Source organism: Streptomyces sp. NPDC031340, from assembly GCF_055569945.1.
The window spans coordinates 1-23,293 of the sequence record NZ_JBVIIE010000071.1; the positions used below are offsets into that span (position 1 = coordinate 1).

22 protein-coding genes and 1 pseudogene are annotated in these 23,293 nt (G+C 73.2%); 8 read left to right on the forward strand and 15 right to left on the reverse strand.

Annotated elements, in window-relative coordinates:
• Positions 1-273: 273 nt before the first annotated feature.
• Positions 274-576: pseudogene (locus ACZ5GT_RS35905) on the forward strand (DUF2252 family protein); the annotation flags it as partial.
• A 37-nt stretch (positions 577-613) separates the two neighbouring features.
• Here ACZ5GT_RS35905 and pspAB read toward each other — a convergent pair.
• The 3 genes from pspAB to ACZ5GT_RS35920 form a co-directional block, all read right to left on the reverse strand.
• Positions 614-1,234 carry a PspA-associated protein PspAB gene (gene pspAB / locus ACZ5GT_RS35910; protein ID WP_469034899.1) on the reverse strand — a complete coding sequence of 207 codons (621 nt, stop codon included), beginning with the start codon at positions 1,232-1,234 and terminating at the stop codon, positions 614-616.
• A gap of 2 nt (positions 1,235-1,236) precedes the next feature.
• Positions 1,237-2,151 (reverse strand): zinc metalloprotease HtpX, encoded by a 915-nt coding sequence (gene htpX, locus ACZ5GT_RS35915; protein WP_469034901.1) that lies wholly within the window; start codon positions 2,149-2,151, stop codon positions 1,237-1,239.
• Positions 2,152-2,310: 159 nt separating this feature from the next.
• The gene (locus ACZ5GT_RS35920) at positions 2,311-2,568 is read right to left on the reverse strand and encodes an SCO2583/SCO2584 N-terminal domain-containing protein (RefSeq protein WP_469034903.1); all 258 of its coding nucleotides are present in this window, start codon (positions 2,566-2,568) and stop codon (positions 2,311-2,313) included.
• Between the two features lie 168 nt (positions 2,569-2,736).
• Here ACZ5GT_RS35920 and ACZ5GT_RS35925 point away from each other — a divergent pair, with 168 nt between their 5' ends.
• On the forward strand, positions 2,737-3,426 hold the full coding sequence (locus ACZ5GT_RS35925; protein WP_469034905.1) for a hypothetical protein: 690 nt from the start codon (positions 2,737-2,739) through the stop codon (positions 3,424-3,426).
• The gene (locus ACZ5GT_RS35930) at positions 3,423-4,025 is read left to right on the forward strand and encodes a hypothetical protein (protein ID WP_469034907.1); all 603 of its coding nucleotides are present in this window, start codon (positions 3,423-3,425) and stop codon (positions 4,023-4,025) included. Before ACZ5GT_RS35925 ends, ACZ5GT_RS35930 begins: the two co-directional genes overlap by 4 nt.
• A 43-nt stretch (positions 4,026-4,068) precedes the next feature.
• Here the strand turns inward: ACZ5GT_RS35930 and ACZ5GT_RS35935 are convergent, their stop codons facing one another.
• Both ACZ5GT_RS35935 and glnA read right to left on the reverse strand, forming a co-directional pair.
• Complete coding sequence (locus ACZ5GT_RS35935) at positions 4,069-5,109, reverse strand: LacI family DNA-binding transcriptional regulator (RefSeq protein ID WP_469034910.1); 1,041 nt, start codon at positions 5,107-5,109, stop codon at positions 4,069-4,071.
• 345 nt (positions 5,110-5,454) lie between these two features.
• Complete coding sequence (glnA, locus tag ACZ5GT_RS35940) at positions 5,455-6,864, reverse strand: type I glutamate--ammonia ligase (RefSeq protein ID WP_469034914.1); 1,410 nt, start codon at positions 6,862-6,864, stop codon at positions 5,455-5,457.
• A gap of 198 nt (positions 6,865-7,062) precedes the next feature.
• On the opposite strand from glnA, the gene ACZ5GT_RS35945 reads away from it, so the two are divergent.
• The gene (locus tag ACZ5GT_RS35945; protein WP_469034917.1) at positions 7,063-7,530 is read left to right on the forward strand and encodes an RDD family protein; all 468 of its coding nucleotides are present in this window, start codon (positions 7,063-7,065) and stop codon (positions 7,528-7,530) included.
• Between the two features lie 202 nt (positions 7,531-7,732).
• On the opposite strand, the gene ACZ5GT_RS35950 is transcribed toward ACZ5GT_RS35945, so the two are convergent.
• From ACZ5GT_RS35950 to lipB, 4 genes are all read right to left on the reverse strand, one after another.
• On the reverse strand, positions 7,733-8,434 hold the full coding sequence (locus tag ACZ5GT_RS35950; RefSeq protein WP_469034921.1) for a DUF4191 domain-containing protein: 702 nt from the start codon (positions 8,432-8,434) through the stop codon (positions 7,733-7,735).
• Between the two features lie 149 nt (positions 8,435-8,583).
• Positions 8,584-8,823: an SCO2195 family GlnR-regulated protein gene (locus ACZ5GT_RS35955; RefSeq protein ID WP_469034923.1), complete on the reverse strand. Its 240-nt coding sequence runs from the start codon at positions 8,821-8,823 to the stop codon at positions 8,584-8,586.
• 310 nt (positions 8,824-9,133) lie between these two features.
• Positions 9,134-10,123, reverse strand: coding sequence for a lipoyl synthase (gene lipA / locus ACZ5GT_RS35960; RefSeq protein ID WP_469034926.1), 990 nt, complete (start codon positions 10,121-10,123; stop codon positions 9,134-9,136).
• Positions 10,124-10,231: 108 nt separating this feature from the next.
• Complete coding sequence (lipB, locus tag ACZ5GT_RS35965; RefSeq protein WP_469034929.1) at positions 10,232-11,029, reverse strand: lipoyl(octanoyl) transferase LipB; 798 nt, start codon at positions 11,027-11,029, stop codon at positions 10,232-10,234.
• Positions 11,030-11,281: 252 nt separating this feature from the next.
• Between lipB and ACZ5GT_RS35970 the strand changes: the two genes are divergently transcribed.
• Positions 11,282-12,817 (forward strand): regulator, encoded by a 1,536-nt coding sequence (locus ACZ5GT_RS35970; RefSeq protein ID WP_469034932.1) that lies wholly within the window; start codon positions 11,282-11,284, stop codon positions 12,815-12,817.
• 41 nt (positions 12,818-12,858) lie between these two features.
• On the opposite strand, the gene ACZ5GT_RS35975 is transcribed toward ACZ5GT_RS35970, so the two are convergent.
• Positions 12,859-14,205: an NAD(P)/FAD-dependent oxidoreductase gene (locus ACZ5GT_RS35975; RefSeq protein ID WP_469034935.1), complete on the reverse strand. Its 1,347-nt coding sequence runs from the start codon at positions 14,203-14,205 to the stop codon at positions 12,859-12,861.
• Positions 14,206-14,389: 184 nt separating this feature from the next.
• A complete protein-coding gene (locus tag ACZ5GT_RS35980; RefSeq protein ID WP_469034937.1) occupies positions 14,390-15,295 on the reverse strand; it encodes a TIGR01777 family oxidoreductase in 906 nt (301 codons plus the stop codon).
• 71 nt (positions 15,296-15,366) lie between these two features.
• Between ACZ5GT_RS35980 and ACZ5GT_RS35985 the strand changes: the two genes are divergently transcribed.
• A complete protein-coding gene (locus tag ACZ5GT_RS35985) occupies positions 15,367-15,855 on the forward strand; it encodes a GNAT family N-acetyltransferase (RefSeq protein ID WP_469034939.1) in 489 nt (162 codons plus the stop codon).
• A 43-nt stretch (positions 15,856-15,898) separates the two neighbouring features.
• Here the strand turns inward: ACZ5GT_RS35985 and ACZ5GT_RS35990 are convergent, their stop codons facing one another.
• Entirely contained in the window at positions 15,899-17,083 is a 1,185-nt protein-coding gene (locus ACZ5GT_RS35990; protein ID WP_469034941.1) for a MarP family serine protease, read from the reverse strand.
• A 190-nt stretch (positions 17,084-17,273) separates the two neighbouring features.
• Here ACZ5GT_RS35990 and ACZ5GT_RS35995 point away from each other — a divergent pair, with 190 nt between their 5' ends.
• Entirely contained in the window at positions 17,274-18,104 is an 831-nt protein-coding gene (locus ACZ5GT_RS35995) for a peptidoglycan recognition protein family protein (protein ID WP_469034944.1), read from the forward strand.
• An 89-nt stretch (positions 18,105-18,193) separates the two neighbouring features.
• On the forward strand, positions 18,194-18,391 hold the full coding sequence (locus ACZ5GT_RS36000; RefSeq protein WP_469034946.1) for a hypothetical protein: 198 nt from the start codon (positions 18,194-18,196) through the stop codon (positions 18,389-18,391).
• 151 nt (positions 18,392-18,542) lie between these two features.
• On the opposite strand, the gene ACZ5GT_RS36005 is transcribed toward ACZ5GT_RS36000, so the two are convergent.
• The 3 genes from ACZ5GT_RS36005 to aceE form a co-directional block, all read right to left on the reverse strand.
• Complete coding sequence (locus tag ACZ5GT_RS36005) at positions 18,543-19,061, reverse strand: DUF4240 domain-containing protein (protein WP_469034981.1); 519 nt, start codon at positions 19,059-19,061, stop codon at positions 18,543-18,545.
• A complete protein-coding gene (locus tag ACZ5GT_RS36010; RefSeq protein WP_469034948.1) occupies positions 19,061-20,092 on the reverse strand; it encodes a helix-turn-helix transcriptional regulator in 1,032 nt (343 codons plus the stop codon). The genes ACZ5GT_RS36005 and ACZ5GT_RS36010 overlap by 1 nt, the downstream gene beginning before the upstream one ends.
• A gap of 72 nt (positions 20,093-20,164) precedes the next feature.
• A complete protein-coding gene (aceE, locus tag ACZ5GT_RS36015; RefSeq protein ID WP_469034950.1) occupies positions 20,165-22,867 on the reverse strand; it encodes a pyruvate dehydrogenase (acetyl-transferring), homodimeric type in 2,703 nt (900 codons plus the stop codon).
• Positions 22,868-23,293: the final 426 nt, after the last annotated feature.

The following is a 23,293-nucleotide window of genomic DNA, read 5'->3' on the forward strand; positions in this document are numbered from 1 at the left end:
GCTGCGGACTTCGTCGTCGGGAGTCAGTGACATGCAACGAAAGTACCTTGCGCCTCCTGCCTCAGAGCGCTTGACGAGCAATAGGAGCATCAACGACCGGGCCCGCCCGGGACGTCGGGCTGTCACCCGGACGCCGTACCCGGCATGCGTCCGGCCGCCCGCCCGCCCTCACTGCCGACAGGAGGCGACGGACAGCGACTCGACCGGAGGCGTGATGGGCAGCCATGGGGCGTGCCGGTGCCCGCGATGACCGCCCCGGCCGGCCGGACCGGCGGACCGCAGGGCCGCCCCTTCTGCTGGCGGCGACTGCGCGACGCGACGGTCCTGCCGGACGTCGCCGGGATGCGGCCGGGCGACCTGCGGGCCTACGCCCGGCTGTGCGGCGCCGTGCCGGCCCGGGCGCACGCCCGCTCCGGCGACCGCGCCGCCATCGCCGCCCACCTCGGCGGCGCCGACACCTTCGACCGGGCCGTCGCCGACTTCGCGCTGAGCTACGCCGACCAGACGGCCGCCGACCACGCGTCCCTGTGCGCCGCGATCGCCGCAGGCGTGGTACGAGCGTCCCCCGAGCCGTGAGCCGTGAGCCGTCACCGTCCCCGGTAACCGCCCGCCGTCACAGTCCGGGTGCGCCCCACACCGGGAACCAGCGGTCCAGGTCCTGCTCCATCCGCAGGTCGTCGGCGAGTGCCGCCCGCATCTGCAGCTCCAGCGCGTTGTCGCGCCGCTGACCCGGGCCGGGCAGGGGTGCGAAGGGATAGAACGTACCGCGCTTGTAGAGGTAGACCAGGGCCAGTCGGCGGTCGTCGTCGGCGCGGAAGGAGACGAGGGAGCACAGCAGTTGCGGGCCGAAGCCGTTGGACTCCAGCGTGGTGTTCACCGCGTGCAGGTCGGTGACCAGCTCCGACAGCTGCTCGGGGGAGCGGCGGGAGACCAGCCACGAGTAGCCGTACTCGTCGCGCACCAGCGCCACCGGGGAGCCTGCCGCGCTGCCGGCCCCGCTCGCGCCGGGGGAGCTCCGGCGGCCGGCGTCCGCGTCGAGCAGCTCCTCGACCTCGCGGTGCGTCTGCTCGAACGCCGCGCCCTCGACCGTGGCGAAGCACACCGCGCCGGTGCCGGTCGGCGTGAAACCGGCCGCGACCTCGAGGGTCACGGCCGCCGACGGCAGACCGAACAGCCGGTCCAGGTCCGGCGGGACCGGTTTCGTACGGCCGAGGATGATGTCCAGCAGACCCATGCTCACGCCTTTCCGGGGGTGGCGGCCTCGCCCAGTTCGGCGGAGATCCGCCCGAGCTGGTCGAGCCGCTGCTGCAGGGGCGGGTGGGTGGAGAAGTACCGCTCGATGCCGGGCTCCCGGCCGGTGGCCGGGGTGAAGTAGAAGGCGTTGAAGGCCTGGGCGGTGCGCAGGTCCCTGGTCGGGATCCGCGCGATGTCCCCGGTGACCTTGGTCAGCGCCGACGCCAGCGCCGAGGGCCGCCCGGTCAGCAGGGCCGCCGCCCGGTCCGCCGCCAGCTCCCGGTACCGCGACAGGGCCCGTATGAGCAGGAAGCTGATCGCGTACACGGCCGCGGACACGGCCATCACGGACGCGAGCACGACGACGGTGTTCTGGTCCTTGCGCCCGCGGAACATCGACGAGTAGAAGGCGAACCGGACCATCAGCCCGGCGATCACGCCGAGGAACGACGCGATCGTGATCACGGCGACGTCCTTGTGCGCGACGTGCGACAGCTCGTGCGCGAGCACGCCCTCCAGTTCGGCGGGCTCCAGCCGGCGCAGCAGTCCGGTCGTCACGCAGACGACGGCGTTGTCGGGGTTGCGGCCGGTCGCGAACGCGTTCGGCATATCCATGGCGGAGACGGCGACCACCGGTTTCGGCATGTCCGCCATGGCGCACAGCCGGTCGATCACGCCGTGCAGTTCCGGGTACTCCTCCCGCTCCACGACCCGCCCGTGCATCGCGAACAGCGCGATCCGGTCCGAGAACCAGTACTGGGCGGCGAGCAGCGCGGCCGCGATCACGACGACCAGCACCCAGGACTTCAGCAGCGCGATCAGCGCGGCGACGAAGGCCACGTACAGCAGCCCGAGCAGGAACATCGTGACCGTCATCCGCACGGTCAGCCGCCGGTCGCTCCGGAAGCGGCTCTGCATTTTTGATCACCCCGCAGTCAGGCACTCGTCCCACTGCAAGTGTGCACCTGGCCGCCGCAATGAAACGGTCCCGATCGGCCCCAGGAGCCGCAAAAGGTCCCTGTCAGAAGGCTGAGCGAGACCCCGGTGAGACCGCTCGGTACGGGAGCCCGGAACCGGTCAGTACGGGGCCCGGAACCGCGCCCAGCCCAGCAGCAGGACGATCCCGGCGACGCAGCCCAGCACGATCGTCGTCGACACCCACGACGACCGGCGCGGTCCCGCCGCGTCCGGGCCGGCGCGGAAGGGCTGCGGTCCGGGCGGGTCGTGCTTCCACCGGGCGGCCAGCATCCGGGCCCGCGCCGACGGCTCCTTGTGCTCGGCCCGGTCCGCCCAGCGGAGATCGAACTCCCGCTGGAAGTCGTCCTGTCCCGACATCCCCGTATCTCCCCGTCACGCGCTGTCGAACGGCTGTGCCGGAAAGGATATGACGGCGTCGACACGGCCGCGCGTCCATCGCGCGTCACCTTGCGCGTCGCCGTGCGCGAACAACAAGCCAAACGTTTGGGTCGACCGTTGACCCAAACGTTTGGGTTCGGCATCCTGATGCCCCCTGAAGGGGGGAGAGATGGCCGAACACGCCACGCACACAACGGTTTTGCGTCCCGTACCGCTACGGGAACTGCCCGCTACCAGCGCCTCGTCGTCGCCGCTCCAGGGGCCGCCGCGGCCCTCCTGGGCGCGGCGCTCAAGCTGGTCCTCGGGGCCGACCGCGACGGCATCGGTGCGCTGGGCGGCGTCCTCATCGTCGTCCTGCTGGTGCCGGCGGCGATCGTCTGGCCGGCCCGCTACGTCCGGCAGCGATCGCGCAACCAGCGGATCACGTACGCGGACGGCAGACTCACCGTCACCGACCGCCGGGGACGGTCCACGTCGGTGCGCCCCGCGGCGGCCGTGGCCCACGGGGTGCGCGGGTTCGTCGGGGAGAGCGTGCTGCTCGTGGTGTCCGGGTCCGAGGGAGAGGCCCCGGTGCAACTGCGTCTGGAGCACGGGGACTGGCGGTATCTGCAGGACAAGGTGCCGGCGCCCGCGGGAATCGCCATCGACGTCCGGTCTTCCGGCCGGCCGAGCACGGCAGATGACCTGCGGGCCGCCCATCCGGGCCTGCGGCTGCCGTTCTCCCTCGCGCACCCCCACCTCCTGACGTTCCTGCTCACCGTCGGGATCCTCGCGCTGATCACCGCGATCGTCGTGCTCGGTGCACTGCCGTACCTGCTGTCCGGGTCCGGCTCGTGAAGCTCGTCGAGCGGGGCCGCGAACGGGCGGCGGTGGCCCTGGGGGCGCTGGCGGGCGCGGCCGCCGCGATCGCGCTCCGGGGTGTGGCGCGCGGGCTCGCCGGACTGGCGTACGACCGGCGCGAGGACAAACTCGTGGTGCTGTGGCTGCTGGTGGCCGCCGCGGTGGGCTTCGCCGTCTTCGAGGCATGGGAGCGGATGTGGGTGGCTGCGCCGTTCGCCACGCTGGTCTGCCTGCTGCCGATGCTGCACCTGCACGTGCTGCACCAGGAGGCGCTGCACGACCGGGGCCGGGTGGAACGGGCGGTGGTGACCGCGGAGTACGAGAGGGGCGCTCTGGACGGTGTCGGCTACTCGTACGACTTGAAGCTGCCCGGCGGGGCTCCGGGCGGCCGGCTGGACACCGGCGCGCGGCGGCTGGCGGTGGGCCGGGCGGTGACCGTCACCGTCGATCCACTCGGCGAGGTCGGCCCCGCGCTGGGCCGTCACACCGGCGCCCCCGGGGTGAGCCGGGCCCTGGAGACGGGCGTCGAGGCGGCGACGGTCCTGATGGCGGCTGGGCTCGGCGCGGCGTGGGGGATGCGCCGGACCGGGAGGTGACCCGGAGGGCGGTGGCAGGCGGTACTCCGCGGCACACCGTCCGTCAGTCGAGGGCCGGTCCGACCGGGGAGCCGGTGGAGGCGCGGGCCACCAGTTCGGGGCGCAGTCGCTCGGACGTGGCACCGTCCCCGGCGATCAGCTCCAGGAGCCGGCGTACGGCGATCCGGCCGAGGTCGGCCATGGGCGAGCGGACGCTGGTGAGGGGGACGGGCAGCTCGGCGGCGAGCGGGGTGTCGTTGAAGCCGGCCAGGGCCAGGTCCTGTCCCAGGCGCAGGCCGAGGTCCCGGGCGGCGCCGATGGCGCCGATCGCGGCGAGGTCGTTGACGGCGAAGACCGCGGTCGGCCGGTCGGGGCGGCTGAGCAGTTCCGTGGCGGCGCGGTGTCCGCCGGTGGTGTCGAAGCGGCAGTGGCGGACCCGGTCGGCGGGCAGCGGCAACCCGGCTTCGCGGTAGCGGTCGGTGAAGCCGGCGGTGCGGTCGGCTCCGGTGCTGGCGAACGGCTCACCGGCGATGACGGCGACGTCCCGGTGTCCCAGGGCCAGGAAGTGCTCGGCCACCAGCCGCCCGCCCAGCTGGTCGTCGCAGGTCACGGCGGGGAGGCCGGTGCCGGTCCGGCGGTTGACGAGGACGAAGGGGACCTGATCGAGCGCCGGACCGGCCAGCGCGGACCCGTCCAGATGCGCGTCACCGATGATCAGCCCGTCCACCCGGCGGCCCAGCATCATCGCGATCCGGTCGCGCTGCACGGCGGGATCGTCGTGGGTGTTGGTGACGAACGTGGAGAACCCGTGCTCGGTGGCCTCCTCCTCCACCCCCTCGTAGATCGTCGCCACCACGATCTCCGCCAGCCGCGGGAACAGCACGCCGATGAGGTTGCCGCGCCGGGTGCGCAGGCTGGTGGCGTGCGGGTTGGGCCGGTAGCCCAGTTCGTCGGCGAGCTCCTTGATCCGCCGGGCAGTCTCGCCGGACGCGGCGCGCCCCTGCTCGTGAGCCGGGCCGTTCAGCACCCGCGAGACCGTCGAGACGTGCAGCCCCAGCCGCCGTGCGATCTCCTGCAACGTCACCGGACGCCCGTCGTCCGCCACACCCGACACCTGCCACCGCCGTTCGCTCCGCGCACCTCGCCGTCGCCCCATTCTCACCGGCGGCCGAAAGGACGAAGGACACGTAAGAAGGACACGTACGAAGAACACGAAGGCCCTGGCACTCACCGCACTGAGTGCCAGGGCCTCGGCCACGACCGGAGGCACGTCCCGGAGGCCCGCCCCGGAAGCCGGAGCCGGAAGCCGGAGCCGGAAGCCGGAGCCGGAAGCCGGAGCCGGAAGCCGGAACCGGAAAGGCCGGTGGCCGGCTCTCCCGTGCTGGGAGAGCCGGCCACCGGCTCACAGACGGCCCAGGGGCGCGGAAACCCGCTCCGACCTGGGGTCATATCACACGTCGAAGTAGAGCTCGAACTCGTGCGGGTGCGGACGCAGCTGCAGCGGGGCGATCTCGTTCGCGCGCTTGAAGTCGATCCACGTCTCGATCAGGTCGGAGGTGAACACGTCACCGGCGAGCAGGAACTCGTGGTCGCGCTCCAGCGAGTCGAGGACGGCCGGGAGCGAGGTCGGGACCTGGGCGACGTTCGCGTGCTCCTCGGGAGCCAGCTCGTACAGGTCCTTGTCGATCGGCTCGGCCGGCTCGATCTTGTTCTTGATGCCGTCCAGGCCCGCGAGCAGCAGGGCCGCGAAGGCCAGGTACGGGTTGCCGGAGGCGTCGGGCGCGCGGAACTCGACGCGCTTGGCCTTCGGGTTCGAGCCGGTGATCGGGATACGCATGGCCGCGGAGCGGTTGCGCTGCGAGTACACCAGGTTCACCGGCGCCTCGAAGCCCGGCACCAGACGGTGGTACGAGTTCACGGTCGGGTTGGTGAAGGCCAGCAGCGACGGGGCGTGCCTGAGGATGCCGCCGATGTAGTAGCGGGCGGTGTCCGACAGGCCGGCGTAGCCCTGCTCGTCGTAGAACAGCGGGTCGCCGTTGCTCCACAGCGACTGGTGCACGTGCATGCCCGAGCCGTTGTCACCGAAGATCGGCTTCGGCATGAAGGTCGCGGTCTTGCCGTTGCGCCAGGCGACGTTCTTCACGATGTACTTGAAGAGCTGGAGGTCGTCGGCGGCGGCGAGCAGCGTGTTGAACTTGTAGTTGATCTCGGCCTGGCCGGCGGTGCCGACCTCGTGGTGCTGGCGCTCGACCTGAAGGCCGGACTTGGCCAGCTCCAGGGAGATCTCGGCGCGCAGGTCGGCGAAGTGGTCGACCGGCGGGACCGGGAAGTAGCCGCCCTTGTAACGGACCTTGTAACCACGGTTGTCCTCGAGGGCGCCGGTGTTCCAGGCGCCCGCCTCGGAGTCGATGTGGTAGAAGGACTCGTTCTCGGACGTCTTGAAGCGCACGTTGTCGAAGACGTAGAACTCGGCCTCCGGACCGAAGTACGCGGTGTCCGCGATACCGGTGGAGGCCAGGTAGGCCTCGGCCTTCTTCGCCACGTTGCGCGGGTCACGGGAGTACTGCTCGCCCGTGATCGGGTCGTGGATGAAGAAGTTGATGTTGAGCGTCTTGTCCCGGCGGAACGGGTCGATGCGGGCGGTCGACAGGTCGGGGCGCAGCGCCATGTCCGACTCGTGAATGGCCTGGAAACCGCGGATCGACGATCCGTCGAAGGCCTGCTCGTCGTCGGGGTCGAACGCCTCGGCAGGCAGCGAGAAGTGCTGCATGACGCCCGGCAGGTCGCAGAAGCGGACGTCGATGAACTTGACGTCCTCGTCCGCGATGAACTTCTTGGCCTCGTCGGCGTTCTGGAACATCCAGCTCCTCCTACTCCCGACCGTCCTGCCGGGGTGGTAGTTCTTTCGTGCGGCCAGTGCGGTGGCACACGGTGCCCTCGACACTAGATACGGGTGATTTCTCAGGCGTGACCCATTTGTTTCGCACAAGTTAACCGGATGCGGGCTGCTCCGACCCCGCCTGTCCGGATCGCGAAACGCGGGCAGTACGGTGGACGCGTGGACAAGAGGGAAGCGATCGGATCCTGGCTCTCGGGCCCCCGCGCGGCCGCCGAGGACGCCGGAGTCGACTTCGGATACCGCGGCGAGCAACTCGGCCTGCCGGAGGAGGGGCCGGGCTCGATCGCCCGCCCGGGACGGCGCCTGGGCGCCCTGGCCGTCGACTGGGGCCTGTGCCTCCTGATCGCATACGGCCTCATCACCCATGGCTACGACCAGTCGACCGGCAACTGGGCGCTGCTCGTCTTCTTCGTGCTGGGCGCGCTGACGGTCGGCACGGTGGGCTTCACTCCTGGAAAGCGCCTCTTCGGTCTCCGGGTCGTCGCCCAGGACACCGGCCGTGTACAACCGCTGCGCGCGCTGCTGCGCACGGCGCTGCTCTGCCTGGCGGTCCCCGCCCTGATCTGGGACCGCGACGGCCGCGGCCTGCACGACCGCCTGGCCCGCACGGTCGAGGTCCGCGTCTGACGCGCCGGCGAGCCCGGCGCATACGACGAGGGGGCCGCCCGGATCGATCCGGGCGGCCCCCTCGCCGTACATGCTGCGGCTGGGCGGCGCCCCGAAGGGGCGCGGGGAACCGCGCGACCGGCCACGACGGCGCCGCAGCCGGCCGACGGCACGACGCGGCACATCCGGCGGGGAGCGACGGGCGGAGCGACCGGCGGAGCCCTCAGCGGGCCTTCGGGCCGCCCTTCGGGAGCTTCATGCCCCGCGGCATCGGTCCCTTCGGCAGCGGCATGTTGCTCATCAGGTCGCCGAGCGCGCGCAGCCGGTCGTTGGTCGCGGTGACCTGCGGACCGGTGAGCACCCGCGGGAACTTCAGCATCGTGGTCCGCAGCTTCTTCAGCTCGACCTGGCCCTCGCCCGTGCCGACGATCACGTCGTGCACCGGCACGTCCGCGACGATGCGGTTCATCTTCTTCTTCTCGGCCGCCAGCAGGCTCTTGACCCGGTTCGGGTTGCCCTCGGCGATCAGGACGATGCCGGCCTTGCCGACGGCCCGGTGCACCACGTCCTGACTGCGGTTCATCGCCACCGCGGGTGTCGTCGTCCAGCCCCGGCCGATGTTGTCGAGCACGGCCGCGGCGGCGCCCGGCTGGCCCTCCATCTGCCCGAAGGCCGCTCGCTCGGCCCGGCGCCCGAACACGATCGCCGTCGCGAGGAAAGCGAGCAGGAAGCCCAGGATTCCGAGATAGATGGGGTGACCGATCAAGAAACCGATCGCGAGGAAGACACCGAGGGTGCTGATGCCGACAGCCGCGAGTACAAGACCGATCTTCTTGTCGGCCCTGCGGGTCATCTTGTAGGTCAGGGCGATCTGCTTCAGTCGCCCGGTGTTCGCAGCGTCCGCTGCGGTTTCCTTCCTCGCCATGCCACGAAGTCTACGTGGCCCCGGGAGCGTCGACGACGGCGGTGCCGGTGGGGAAGGGACCCGGGAGGATCGGGGAGGCCCCTCAGGCGCTCAGCCGCTCTGGCCGCTCAGGCGGTCACACGCTCCGGCCGTTCGAATGCTCCGGCCGCTCAGCCACGCGGGCTCTCGGTCGCGGCGGAGGCCCGGAGGCGCATCGCGGCGGTGGTCTGTTCCAGGACGCGCTGGGCCTCGACCCGGTCCTTGGCCCGGCGGCGGTCCTCCAGGACGGAGGTCCAGGCGTTGCGGCGGGCGGTGCGCTGGCCGCCGCTCATCAGCAGCGACTCGACGGCGCGCAGGGCGTCGGTGATGGACGGAATGGCGGTTGCCCGGACGGGTGGCGCTGCCTGCATGGTGGAGGTCCCCCCTCGGTACGGCTCCGGATGCGGATACGGATGCGGATGCGGATGTACGTCGCGTGATTCCAGGGTCACTGTTCGGTGTTACCAGGGCGTGACCGACCGGTCAAACGCCCATGAAGCGCCGATGAGCGCTGATGAGCGGGCGGTGAACGCCGACGCGGCCCCGGCCGAAGCCCTCATCTGCGAGGACGGCCGGGACCGCGTCGAACCGGTCGCTACCGGTCGGTAGGATCTTGTGCGCGAATTCACACGCTTGGCGCACCGCCGTACGGGGCACGGCGGCTGACCGGGTGTCAGGCGGTCACACGGCCTGTGAGGCGATGTAAGCCCCACCCCGCTGCGGAGCAGCCGACTGGCGCAGCTCGACGGCCATCTGGTACAGCCGCCCGGCCCGGTAGGAGGAGCGCACCAGCGGGCCGGACATGACCCCGGAGAAGCCGATCTCCTCGGCCTCCTCCTTCAGCTCCACGAACTCCTGCGGCTTGACCCAGCGCTCCACCGGGTGGTGGCGCACGGACGGGCGCAGGTACTGCGTGATGGTGACCAGCTCGCAGCCCGCGTCGTGCAGCTGCCGCAGCGCGTCGCTGACCTCCTCGCGGGTCTCGCCCATGCCGAGGATGAGGTTGGACTTGGTGACCAGGCCGTAGTCGCGGGCGGCCGTGATGACCTTCAGCGAGCGCTCGTAGCGGAAGCCGGGGCGGATCCGCTTGAAGATCCGGGGGACCGTCTCGACGTTGTGCGCGAAGACCTCGGGGCGGGAGGAGAAGACCTCCGCCAGCTGCTCGGGGACCGCGTTGAAGTCGGGGGCCAGCAGCTCGACCTTGGTGCGCCCGCCCTCGCGGCCGGCGGTCTGCTCGTGGATCTGCCGCACGGTCTCGGCGTACAGCCAGGCGCCGCCGTCCTCCAGGTCGTCGCGGGCGACGCCGGTGATGGTGGCGTAGTTCAGGTCCATGGTGACCACGGACTCGCCGACGCGGCGCGGCTCGTCGCGGTCGAGCGCCTCGGGCTTGCCGGTGTCGATCTGGCAGAAGTCGCAGCGCCGGGTGCACTGGTCGCCGCCGATGAGGAAGGTCGCCTCGCGGTCCTCCCAGCACTCGTAGATGTTCGGGCAGCCCGCTTCCTGGCAGACCGTGTGCAGGCCCTCGCTCTTCACGAGGTTCTGCATCTTGGTGTACTCGGGGCCCATTTTCGCCCGGGTCTTGATCCACTCGGGCTTGCGCTCGATGGGGGTCTGGCTGTTGCGGACCTCCAGGCGCAGCATCTTGCGTCCGTCGGGGGTGACTGCGGACACAGCGGCTCCCTGTAGCTTTCGATTCCTCGGCGTACACCAGGGTACGCCCGTGATGTGTGCGGCCCTCCGAGCGGGCCGACCTCGTGCAGTGGGGGGAGCATTCCCCCCTCACGCGGAAGCCGGCTCGATCTCCCGCGGCTTCGGCTGCGCGTTCTCCAGGACGTCCCTCAGATGCCGCTCGGCGACCGGCAGCACCTCCTCGATCGTCACGTCCCGCCCGAGCTCGCCGGCCAGGGAGGCGACCCCGGCGTCCCGGATCCCGCACGGAATGATCTTGTCGAACCAGCGGTTGTCCGGGTTCACGTTCAGGGCGAAGCCGTGCATGGTGACGCCCTTGGCGACCCTGATGCCGATCGCGGCGATCTTGCGGTCCTCGCGGCGCTGGCCGGCGTTGGAGGGCGCGTACTCGGGGCCGTTGAGCCGCGGGTCGAACTCCTCGTCGTGCAGCCGGGGGTCGAAGTCCAGCGACAGCCCGCCGAACGCCTTCCGCTGCTCCACCGGGTCGCCGAGCACCCACACCCCGCTGCGGCCCTCGACCCGGGTGGTCTCCAGGCCGAACTCCGCGCAGGTGCGGATCAGGGCCTCCTCGAGCCGGCGTACGTGTGCCACCACGTCCACCGGGCGCGGCAGCTTCAGGATCGGGTAGCCCACCAACTGGCCGGGGCCGTGCCAGGTGATCTTGCCGCCGCGGTCGACGTCGACGACCGGGGTGCCGTCCAGCGGGCGCTCGTCGTCCGCGGTGCGCCGGCCGGCGGTGTAGACCGGCGGGTGCTCCAGGAGCAGCACGGTGTCGGGGATCTCGTCCGCGAAGCGCGCCGCGTGCACCCGGCGCTGTTCGTCCCACGCCTGCCGGTACTCGACCGCCTGTGCGCCGAACCCCATCTGGACGAACCGCAACTCGCTCACGGCAAGCGCCTCCCTCGAATCCGTAAGGCATGACATGCGCCCACGCCACTGTACGTCCGCCCGGACCGCGTCAGCTCCGCGGCCAATCCTCACACGATCGGATGAATGAAGGTCGAAATGTGCGACCGGGTGCTCACGCTCCGCTACATTCGCGCCGTTCACCAGGCCATAAGGGCTGCTCACAGGCAATCCGGGCACCACGGACCTCTTCGGGGCCGCTGGGGGTCCGAAAGGCAGGAGACCGCACCGCAGATGACGGAACGACCCGCGCAGCGCACTCCCAACCGACAGCTCGCCGCGCTCATCGCAGAAGCGGGATTCTCCAACGCGGGTCTCGCCCGCCGGGTGGACCAGCTCGGCCTGGAACACGGCCTGGATCTCAGATACGACAAGACCTCCGTCACCCGGTGGCTGCGCGGCCAGCAGCCCCGCGGCACCACCCCCGCCCTCATCGCCGAGGTCTTCACCCGCCGTCTCGGCCGCCGCCTCACCGCCCAGGACCTCGGCCTCGACGCCTGCGCGCCGGTGTACGCGGGGCTGGAGTTCGCCGGCACCCCGGAGGAGGCCGTCGACATCGTCAGCGGGCTGTGGCGCAAGGACTCCGGCAGCCACGCCGAGCTGCGCAGGATCGCGTTCACCCCGGCGGGGCTCGTGGTGCCCAGCCGGGACTGGCTGATCGGCCGCGCCGACGACCGCGTCGCCCGCGGCGAGCAGCCATCCCCCGCGGTCGAGGCCGCGCGCGCCGGCCGGACCCCCGCGGTCGAGGCCGCGCGCGCCGGCCGGACCCCCGCAGTCGAGGCCGCGCGGGCGGGCCAGAGCCCCGTCGTCCCCGCCCAGGGCCGCCCGGTGGTACCCCGCCAGCGCGGCGCCGAACGCTCACCCGGCCAGAAGGTCACCGGCGGCGACGTCGCCGCGCTGCGCTCGGTCGCCGACCTGTTCCGCACCCTGGACCACATGTACGGCGGCGGCCACGCCCGGCAGGCCCTGGTGCGCTACCTGGAGCACGAGTGCGAGCCGATGCTGCGCGGCACCTACGGCGAGCAGACCGGCCGCCGTCTGTTCGCCGCCACCGCCGACCTGACCCGGCTGGCCGGCTGGACGTCGTACGACATCGCCGCGCACGGGCTCGCCCAGCGCTACTTCGTGCAGGCGCTGCGGCTCGCCCAGGCCGCCGGGGACCGGGCCTACGGCAGCTACGTCCTGGTCACCATGAGCCGGCAGGCCGTCTACCTGGGCCACGGCCGCGAGGCCGTGCAGCTCGCGCGCGTCGCCCAGCAGGGCGTCGGCAGCGGCGCCCCGCCGCTCGTGCAGGCGCTGCTGCACGCGGCCGAGGCGCGCGGGCACGGCGTGCTCGGCGAGGTGCGCAACTGCACCGCCTCGCTGGTGCGCGCCGAACGGGCCCTGGAGACGGCCCGCCCCGGCGACGAGGTCCCCTTCTGGGCGCGGTCCTTCGACGAGGCGCAGCTCGCCGACGAGTTCGGGCACTGCCACCGGGACCTGCAGCAGTTCCGCGCGGCCGCCCAGCACGCCGAGCGGTCCCTGCAACTGCGCGCGCCCTCCTACGCGCGCAGCCGCCTGTTCAGCCGGGTGGTCCTCGCCTCCGCCCGCCTCGGCCTCGGCGAACTCGACGAGGCCTGCCGGCTCGGCGTGGAGGCCGCCGCGCAGTCCGCGGAGATGCGGTCGGTCCGCGCGGTCGAGTACGTCAAGGACTTCGAGCGCCGGCTCGAGCCGTACAAGGACGCGGCACCGGTGCGGGGCTACCGGGACAAGATCGCGGCACTCCAGTAGACCGGCCCCGCCGCGGCTGGACCGGCCCTGCGGCCCGGGGCTCAGGCCGCCTCCGGCAGCGCGGTGCCCGGCGGTTCGGCCCGGTGCATCGAGCCCGCGCCCAGGTCGGCCAGGATCGCCGCGGAGGCCCGGTGGCCGGAGTGCAGGGCGCCCTGGACCGTGCTGGTGTCGCGGTGGTCGCCGCACACGTACAGGCCCGCCAGCAGCCGCACCGGCCGCCGCAGGTCGTGCGGTGGCCGCATGGCCGGCACGGCGTCGGCGGTGTGGTGCACGGCGAGGGTCTCCCAGCGCGCGGTCGAGGTGCCGTACAGCCGGGCCAGGTGCATGCGCACGGCGGTGTCGAGCTCCGGCGGGGGCGGGCCGAGGACCGTCGAGGAGACCAGGGTGCGGCCCGCGGGCGCGCGGGCGGGGTCGACCCGGCTGACCACCGCGGTGTGCGCGACCGGGCCGCCGCGGTCCGCGTCGAGCAGCAGGAAGGCGCCCGTGCCGGGCGGCTCGTCGGTCGCGTGGTGCACCACCGTCACCGGGTGGAAGTCCGGCACGCGCAGACCGGGCAGCAGCTCCGCGGCGGCCCGCGCGTCGGTCGCCAGCAGTACGGCCCGGCAGCGGATCTCACCGTGCTCGGCGGTGGTCACCCCGTTCGTGGAGACGGAGGTGACCCGGACGCCGGTGTGCACGGTGCCCGGCGGCAGCCCCCGGGCGAGCAGCTCCGGCAGTGCCTCGGCGCCGCCCTCCGGCAGGCACAGCCGCCCGCTCGCGTACGCGCGCAGCGCCAGGTCGGCGACCCTGCTGGAGGTGGTCAGGTCCGGGTCGCACAGCAGCGCGGCGAGCAGCGGGCGCAGGAACCCCTCGACCGTGCGGGCGGGGATGCCGCGGGCCGCCAGGGCCTGCCCGGCGGGCAGCTCGGGCCGGGCCAGCAGCCGTTCGGCGCGGGTGGCCGCCAGCCGTGCCAGGGCGGCGCCCAGCCGGGCCTGGTCGACGGCGGTGCCCAGCGGGGCGCCCGACCGGGGGGCGCTCCTGGCGGGGGTGCTCGCCAGCGCGCGCACCGCGTGGAGTGCGCCCCGTGCGCCCCCCGTGGCCGCCGGAAGTCCGGCACGGTGCCTGCGCCCGTCGCTGTGCAGCAGGACACCCGGGGCGAAGGGCCGCAGGGCCAGCCCGTCGAGACCGGGTGTCAGACGTAGTTCGGGATACGCCGTGGACAGCAGTTGTCCGACGCGGTCGAGCCGGAACCCGTCGACCTTCTCCGTGGCCATGCGGCCGCCGGCGCACGGGCCGGCCTCCAGGACCGCGGTCGTCACTCCTGCGCTGGTCAGCCGGTGCGCCGCGGAGAGCCCGGCGATCCCGGCTCCCACGATGACGACGTCCGCCCGGTACATGGGCTCAAGCACGTGCCCCTCCTCGAGGTTGCGCGGCCGGTGGAGACGTGATGCCCCCGACAGGCTCCGGGAATGCCCGAGTTCGGGTCGAGGTTAGGGCCGTGACCGGTCGTCGGCAGTCGCGCACGGACAGGGCACGGTCGCACACCGGTCGCATGCGGTCGTGCCCCCCGGTCGTCGCCGCGCCCGGCGGACGCTACGACCGCGCTTCCGCCGCCCTGATCGACTCCTCGATGTCCGGGAACGCGAACGCGAACCCCGACTCCAGCAGCCGGGCCGGCAGCACCCGCGCGCTGCCCAGCACGTCCCCGGCCATCTCGCCGAGCACCGTCCGCAGCACCGGCGCCGGCACCGGCAGCAGCGTCGGCCGGTGCAGCACGCGCCCCATCGCCGCGGTGATCTCCCGGTTGGTCCGCGGATGCGGGGCGGTCAGGTTGACCGGCCCGGACAGGCCGTCGGTGTCGATGAGATGCCGCAGGGCGGCCACCTCGTCGTGCAGCGAGATGTACGACCAGTACTGCCGCCCGTCGCCGATCCGCCCGCCGAGCCCCGCCTTGAACAGCGGGAAGAGCCGCGCCCAGGCCCCGCCCGAACGGGCCACCACCAGTCCCGTCCGCGCGAACACCGTGCGCACGCCCGCCTCCCGGGCGGGCGCCGCAGCGGCCTCCCACTCCACGCACAGCGCGGGCAGGAAGCCCTCCCCGGGCGGCGCGCTCTCGTCCACCGCGCGGTCGCCGGTGTCGCCGTAGAAGCCGATCGCGCTGCCGTTCACGAACACCCGCGGCCCGGGCTCCAGCGCGGCGACCGCCTCGGCCAGCACCGTGGTGCCGCGCACCCGGCTGTCGCGGACCGTCCGCTTGTACTCCTCCGTCCAGCGCCGGTCGCCCACCCCGGCGCCCGCGAGGTTGACCACCGCGTCGCACCCGGCGAGCCCGGCCGCGTCCACGTACCCCTCCTCGGGGTTCCAGCGCACCTCGTCCCGCTCCCGCGCCGCCCGGCGGACCAGCCGCACCACCTCGTGCCCGTCGGCCCGCAGCGACCGCACCAGCGCCGAGCCGATCAGACCGGAGGCGCCGGCCACCGCGATTCGTGAACTGTCCATGATCCCCATCCTGTGCGGGCGTGTGTGAAGTCCCGGTCCGGTTCCGGGCCCCTCCTCATAGAGTGACCGTCATGTCCGCCACGCACATACGCCACGCCACGTACGCCGACGAAGACGCCCTGTCCCGGCTCGACCGGGCGGCCTGGTCCCCCCTGCACGCCGTCAGCCCGCCCCCGCGGGAGCCGTACGAGCCCTTCTTCCGGGAGACCGCCGGCCCCGGCGACCACCTGGTCGCCGAGACCGACGGCCGCGTCGTGGGCTACCTCCGCCTCGGCTTCCCCACCGAGCTGGCGTCCAACGCGCACGTCCGGCAGATCCGCGGCCTCGCGGTGGCCGACGAGGCCCGCGGCAAGGGCGTCGGCCGGGCGTTGCTGCGCGCCGCCGTCGAGGAGGCCCGCGACCGCGGCGCCCGCCGCATCACCCTGCGGGTACTGGGCCACAACACCGCCGCCCGCAAGCTGTACGAGTCCGAGGGCTTCGTCGTCGAGGGCGTGCAGCCGGAGGAGTTCTTCCTGGACGGCGCCTACGTCGACGACGTCCTCATGGGCCGCTTCCTGTGATCCGCCGCTTCCCGCCCGCGGGTTCCCGGGGGGCGCGGCCGGCTCAGGAACTGACCAGGCCGCCGGTGTCCACCGGCGCCGTCGCGGTGGCCGCGCGCCCGGCGTCGGCGGCCACCTCGGCGGCCGTCAGCGCGTAGCCCGTCGCGTCGTCGGAGACGGACCGGGCGAAGACGACGCCGTAGACCCGGCCGTCGGTGGTCAGCAGGGGGCCGCCGGAGTTGCCGGGGCGGACGGTGGAGCGGATCGCGTAGATCTCCCGCGTCACCGTGGACTCGTTGTAGATGTCCCGGCCGGTCGCCCGCACCCGGTTCGCCACCGTCGCGGCCTGCAGGTTCAGGTCGCCGTCCTGCGGATAGCCGGCCACCACCGCCGAGTCCCCGCGCACCGCCCCGTCGTCGAAGCGGAGCACCGGGGCGCTCAGCCCCGGCACGTACAGCACGGCCACGTCCCGCTCGGGGTCGAACAGCACCACGCGCGCCCGGTACGACGGCCCGACCCCGCCCACCCGCACGCTCGGGGCGTCGATGCCGGCCACCACATGGGCGTTGGTCATCACGTGCTCCCGGGCGTACACGAACCCGCTGCCCTCCCGGCCCTGGTCGCCGGAGACGCCCTCGATCTTCACGGTGCTCAGCTTGGCCGCGTTCGTCGCGCTCGCCGTGACGCTGTCGCCGGAGGGCTCGGCCACCCGTGCCGTCGACTCGTTCTCGAAGGGGTTGAAGACCTGTGGGAAGCCCGCCCGGTCCAGCGCCGACGTCGCCCGCGAGAACCACGCCGGAGTGGTCTGCGGCATCGCCTCCTGCACCGTGCCGAGCAGCGCCGAGTCCCGGATCGCCGTCGTGACCACCGGCGACGAGGACACGCCCAGCACGCTCGCCGCCACCCACGCCACGATCAGCACGGCCACCGTGTTGGCCGCGGCTCCGCCGATCCCGTCCGCCACCCGCAGCGGCCCCCGGTCCAGCTCGCGGCGCAACAGCAGTGCCAGCCGGCCCGCCAGCTCGTGCCCCAGCACGGCCGGCACCAGCACGGTCAGCACCGCGGTCACGGTCGCGCGGGTGGTCCCCGGCGTCACCAGGCCCATCACCGACGGCAGCACCCACACACCGACGACCGCGCCGCCGACGAACCCGGCGAGCGAGACGCACCCGGCCACCAGCCCGCGCCGGTAACCGGACACCGCGTAGGCCGCGACCACCAGCAACAGGAGGATGTCGAGCAGGTCCACCAGGCCGCCTTTCTCTCGGACCCCTCAGTACGGACGGGACGGGCCCGGTGATCAGTCACCCGCGCGTGCGGCACCCCGAACCGGGCCACGCGTGCGTGTATCCCGAAAAACGTCGCGGACCGGGACGATGGTTCCACCGGGTGGCACACCACACATCGCGGGCCGAGGGGATCGGCCCGACAGTGGGACCATGCGTGTCCTCCGACCGGCCCTCCGAAGAGCGCGCAGGGCGCGCGGGCTGACCGCGGCGCGCATACGCCGGCTGCCCCACGCCGCGCGGGTCACGCTCGTCTGCCTGCCCGCGCTGGCCGCCGTCCTCGTGCTCGCGGTGCTGGTGAGCGACGCCGACCGGCCGGCCCCCGTCCACCGCTCCCGGCCGTCCCCCGCGACCCGCCCCCCTCACCTCTCGGCCGCCCGGCCCCCCATAGTGCCCCGCTCGGCCTGGCTCGGCCCCGCGCGGCTGCACCCCCAGCAGCCCCCGCGCTACGACGACGAGGTCGTCGCCGTCTTCGTCCACCACACCGACTCGCCCAACGGGTACGCCTGCGTCGACGCGCCCCGCATCATCCGCCGCATCTACGAGGAGCAGACCGGCATCCGGGGGTGGAACGACATCGGCTACAACTTCCTCGTCGACCGCTGCGGCACCATCTACGAGGGCCGCGCCGGAGGCGTCGCCCGCCCCGTCACCGGCGCCCACACCCAGGGCTTCAACCACCGCACGGCCGGCGTCGCCGCCATCGGCACCTTCACGGCCGGCATGACCGTACCCAAGGCCATGACCGACGCGATCGCCGCCGTCGCCGCCTGGAAGCTGGGCCTGGCCGGCGTCGACCCGCGCACCGTCGTCCACCTGGTCTCCAGCAGCGGCCTCAGCCGCTACCCGGCCGGCGCCGCCGCCGGGTTCCCCGCGATCGCCGGCCACGACGACGGCTACCGGACCACTTGCCCCGGGGCCGCGCTGTCCGCCCGCCTGCCGGAGATCAGGGAGCGGGCGGCACGGCTGCAGGGCCGGCGGTGACACTCACAGCGACGCCACAGCCGACGCGCAGGGCACGCAGATCCCCCCGGCCTACGGTCGTGACCACGAACCGACCGGAGGTGGGGAACATGAGCGACACCATCAGCAGGGGACGTTTCTGGACGGTGGTCTGCGCGGTCGCGGCCGTCGTCGTCGGCCCGGCAGCCGCCACGGCGTCCGCGCTCGACCAGGCCAACAAGGCGCCGCTGCACCACGCGGTGACGGCCGACCGGACGCAGGCGTACCTCCCCTCGGACCCGACGGGCCGCCGGCGCACCGCCGCCTGAGCGGCCGGCGCGGCCGGTGGGGCCCGTGGGGCCGTTGCGGCCGGTGGGCGTTGGGCCCGGTGGGGCCGAGCGCGGACAGCGGGGTCCGTGCGGGGCCGTGCGGGGCCGTGCGGGTCGTTGCGGCCGGCGCCGTCCGTGGAGGGCCGTGCGGTCAGTCCCGGAAGCGTTCCCACAGCCTGGGATACCGCTCCGCCAGCGCCCGCTCGTTCTCGAAGTCGACCGGGGCGCCCACCGGTTCGAGCGGCGCCGGAGGAATGCCCAGGTCGGGCGCGACGGTGCCGGTGAGCTGCTCGTACGCCTCGTCCGCGGCGTAGCCGAGCTCCTCGCCGTCGCCGTCGACCTCCTCGTCGAAGTCCTCCAGCAGGTCCGCCAGCGCGTCCGGGTCGTGCACCGCGCCCTCGTACACCTCGCGGCCCTGACCGATCAGCCAGCAGCGGAAGAAGTCGAAGGCGTCGTCGCTCGCGCCGTCGAGCAGGACCCAGGCGGCGCCCCACAGGTCCCAGGTGTAGGCGCGGTTGTAGCGGGCCTCGAAGTGACGGGCGAAGTCCAGCACCAGCTCCGGGTCGAGCCCCAGCAGACGCTCCACGAGCAGCTCGGCCTGCTCCTCGGGGTCGCCCTCGGCGGCCTCCCGGGTGGCGTCCACCAGCTCCCAGAACTCCGTCTCGTCCATCACGGGTCCAGCATCGGCCCTGGGCGGTCGGGCCGCACGCGGAGTGCGGCGGACCGCCGCGCCCCGTACAGCAGGGCGAGCCGGGCCGCGTCGTCGGCGAGCCGCGCCCGCAGACCCGCCGGCGCCAGCACCTCCGCCTCCGGCCCCAGCGCCGTGAGCTGGGCGTGCGCGACCTCCTCGGACTCCACCGGCAGGGTCACCGTCACCCAGCCGTCGTCGTCCGGCGCGCCCACCGCCGCCAGCGCCTCCCGGGCGCCCTGCGGATCGACGGCGTACGGCAGCCTGCGCACCCCCTCGCCGGACAGCCGCACCACCACCTCGGCCCGCAGGATCGACCGGGCGAACTGCTCGGCCCGCTCCTCCCAGAAGGCGGGCAGGTCGAAGTCCTCGTCCCGCTCGAAACGCTCCCCGTCCGGCTCGACCGCCGTGAACCGGTCGAGGCGGTACACCCGGTGGGACCCGCCGGCCGCCACCCGCGCGCACAGGTACCAGACCCCCGCCTTCAGCACGAGGCCGTACGGCTCCAGCTCCCGCTCGGTCTCCGCCTCCCGGCCGCGGTAGCGCGCGGTGATCCGCCGGTCCTCCCACACCGCCCGCGCCACGGCGGGCAGCAATTCGGGCGTGGCCGGCTCGGTGAACCAGTTCGGCGCGTCCAGGTGGAACCGCTGGGCGGCCGTCCGCGGAGCGTCCCGCAGGGACGGGCCGAGGGCCGCGGACACCTTCAGCCGGGCCGCCGAGGCCGCGTCCTGCAGCCCCATCTCGCGCAGCGCGCCGGGCACGCCGCTCAGGAACAGCGCCTCCGCCTCGTCGCGGGCCAGTCCGGTCAGCCGGGTGCGGTAGCCGCCGATCAGCCGGTAGCCGCCGGCCCGCCCCCGGTCGGCGTACACCGGCACGCCCGCCTCCGACAGCGCCTGCGCGTCCCGGGTGACGGTCCGCTCGGACACCTCCAGCTCCCGCGCCAGTTCGGCGGCGGTCATCGAGGGCCGGGACTGCAGCAGCAGCACCATTCTGATCAGCCGGGCAGCACGCATACGGCCATCATGCCCAAGGCCGGGCCCCCGCCTTGGCGGGGACCCGGCCGCACGGCAGGAGCCGGGGGGTGGCTAGAGGCCGTACTTCTCGCGCGCTTCCTTCACCGCCGTCGCCTTCACCTCGCCGCGCCGGGCCAGCTGGGCCAGGGCCGCGACGACGACCGACTCGGCGTCCACGCCGAAGTGGCGGCGGGCGGCCTCACGGGTGTCGGAGAGGCCGAAGCCGTCGGCGCCGAGCGAGGACCAGTCCTGCTCGACCCACTGCGCAATCTGGTCCGGTACCTGGCGCATGTAGTCGGACACCGCGAGGACCGGGCCCTCGGCGCCGTGCAGCGCCCGGCGGACGTACGGCACCCGCTCCTCGCCGCGCAGCAGGGCCGCGTCGGCGTCCAGGGCGTCGCGGCGCAGCTCCGTCCAGGAGGTCGCGGACCACACGTCGGCGGCCACGCCCCACTCCTCGGCCAGCATCCGCTGCGCCCGGAGCACCCAGTGGATCGCCGTGCCGGAGCCCAGCAGCTGGATGCGCGGGGCGTCGGCCGCCGGGACGAACCCGGCCGACTCGGCCGTGCTGAAGCGGTACAGGCCCTTGACGATGCCCTCGTCGACGCTCGGGTCGGACGGCTTCGCCGGCTGCGGCAGCGGCTCGTTGTAGACGGTCAGGTAGTAGAAGACGTTCTGGTCCTCGCCCGGCTTCGCCTCGCCGTACATCCGGCGCAGACCCTCGCGGACGATCACCGCGATCTCGTAGGCGAACGCCGGGTCGTAGCTGAGCGCGGCCGGGTTCGTGGCGGCGATGACGGGGGAGTGGCCGTCGGCGTGCTGCAGGCCCTCGCCGGTGAGCGTGGTGCGGCCCGCCGTCGCGCCGACCAGGAAGCCGCGGCCGAGCTGGTCGCCGAGCTGCCACATCTGGTCGGCCGTGCGCTGCCAGCCGAACATCGAGTAGAAGATGTAGAACGGGATCATCGCCTCGCCGTGCGTCGCGTACGACGTCGAGGCGGCGATGAAGTCGGCCATCGAACCGGCCTCGGTGATCCCCTCGTTGAGGATCTGGCCGTTCTTGGCCTCCTTGTAGTACATCAGCTGGTCGCGGTCGACCGGCTCGTACGTCTGGCCCTTGGGGGAGTAGATCCCGAGGGACGGGAAGAGGCTCTCCATGCCGAAGGTGCGGGCCTCGTCGGGGACGATCGGCACCCAGCGCCGGCCGGTCTCCTTGTCGCGGACCAGGTCCTTGACCAGGCGGACGAACGCCATGGTGGTGGCCACGTTCTGGGAGCCGGAGCCCTTGTCGAAGGCGGCGAACGCCTTCTCGGCGGGGGCGGGCAGCGGCGCCACCGGGTGCACCCGGCGGGCCGGGGCCGGGCCGCCGAGGGCCGCGCGGCGCTCCTGGAGGTAGCGCACCTCGGGGGAGTCGGCGCCCGGGTGGCCGTAGGGGACCACGCCGTCGGTGAAGTCGCTGTCCTTGATGGGCAGTTCGAGCAGGTCGCGCATCGCCTTGAACTCGTCCACCGTCAGCTTCTTCATCTGGTGGTTGGCGTTCTTCGACGCGAAGCCCTCGCCGAGGGTGAAGCCCTTGACCGTCTGGGCCAGGATGACCGTCGGGGCGCCCTTGTGCTCGACGGCCGCCTTGTACGCCGCGTACACCTTGCGGGACTCGTGGCCGCCGCGGGAGAGGTGGAAGCACTCCAGGATCTTGTCGTCGCTCAGCAGCTTCGCCATCTCGGCGAGCGCCGGGTCGGCGCCGAAGAAGTCCTGGCGGATGTAGGCGGCGTCGCGGGTCTGGTACGTCTGCACCTGCGCGTCCGGCACCTCACGCAGCCGCCGGACCAGCGCGCCGGTGGTGTCCAGGGCGAACAGCTCGTCCCAGGCCGAGCCCCACAGCGTCTTGATCACGTTCCAGCCGGCGCCGCGGAACTGGGCCTCCAGCTCCTGCACGATCTTGAAGTTGGCGCGGACCGGGCCGTCGAGGCGCTGCAGGTTGCAGTTGATGACGAAGGTCAGGTTGTCCAGCTGCTCGCGCGCGGCCAGCGCGAGGGCCGCCGTCGACTCGGGCTCGTCCATCTCGCCGTCGCCGAGGAAGGCCCACACGTGGGAGGCGGAGACGTCCTTGACGCCGCGAGCGGTGAGGTAGCGGTTGAAGCGGGCCTGGTAGATCGCCGACAGCGGGCCGAGGCCCATGGACACCGTCGGGAACTCCCACAGCCACGGCAGCCGGCGCGGGTGCGGGTAGGACGGCAGGCCGTTGCCGCCGGCCTCCTGGCGGAAGTTGTCCAGGTGCGTCTCGTCCAGGCGGCCGTCGAGGAAGGCGCGGGCGTAGATGCCGGGGGAGGCGTGGCCCTGGATGTAGAGCTGGTCGCCCGAGCCGTCGCCCTCCTTCCCGCGGAAGAAGTGGTTGAAGCCGGTCTCGTACAGCCAGGCCGCGGAGGCGAAGGTGGCGATGTGGCCGCCGACGCCGTGCTTCGCGCCCCGGGTGACCATGGCCGCCGCGTTCCAGCGGTTCCACGCGGTGATCCGGGCCTCCATCGCCTCGTCACCGGGCACGGCGGGCTCGGCGGCGGTGGGGATGGTGTTGACGTAGTCGGTCTCGAGGAGCTTGGGCAGTGCGATGCCGGCGCCCTCCGCGCGCTCCAGCGTGCGGCGCATCAGGTACGCGGCACGGTGCGGGCCGGCCGCCTTGGCGACCGCGTCCAGCGAGGCCTGCCATTCGGCGGTCTCCTCGGGGTCGCGGTCCGGGAGCTGGTCGAGCTCGCTCGGCTGGATGGCGTTGGGGTCGGTCATGTCGCCGCCTTCCTCAGTCGAAGGGGGTGCCCTCATCGGTAAGGGTTCGGGGGTGCCCTTGGTCTTTGGCAGGACAGGGCGCGGGGCTCGGGTTCGGGCCCGACCGCGACTGTATCCCCCTGATCGATGATCGATCAAAGGGTGACGGGCAAAATCTCTTGATGGCGAGAAAGTAGGCACCGGGTGCCGTTCGAACAGGCACCCGGTGCCGCGTTTTCGGACGGGTCGGCGGACTGTTTCCGCAGGTGAGCGCGGTGCCGCTCGGTCGTGCCGCTCGGTCGAGCCGGACGCGAGCCGGACGCGAGCCGGACGCGAGCCAGGCGCGTGTCAGGCGCACGTCCTGGGGGGGGGGGGGGGGGGGGGGGGGGGGGGGGGGGGGAGAGGGAGGGGGTCGCTCCCCCCTCTCCGGGTCCCTGGTGAGCCAAG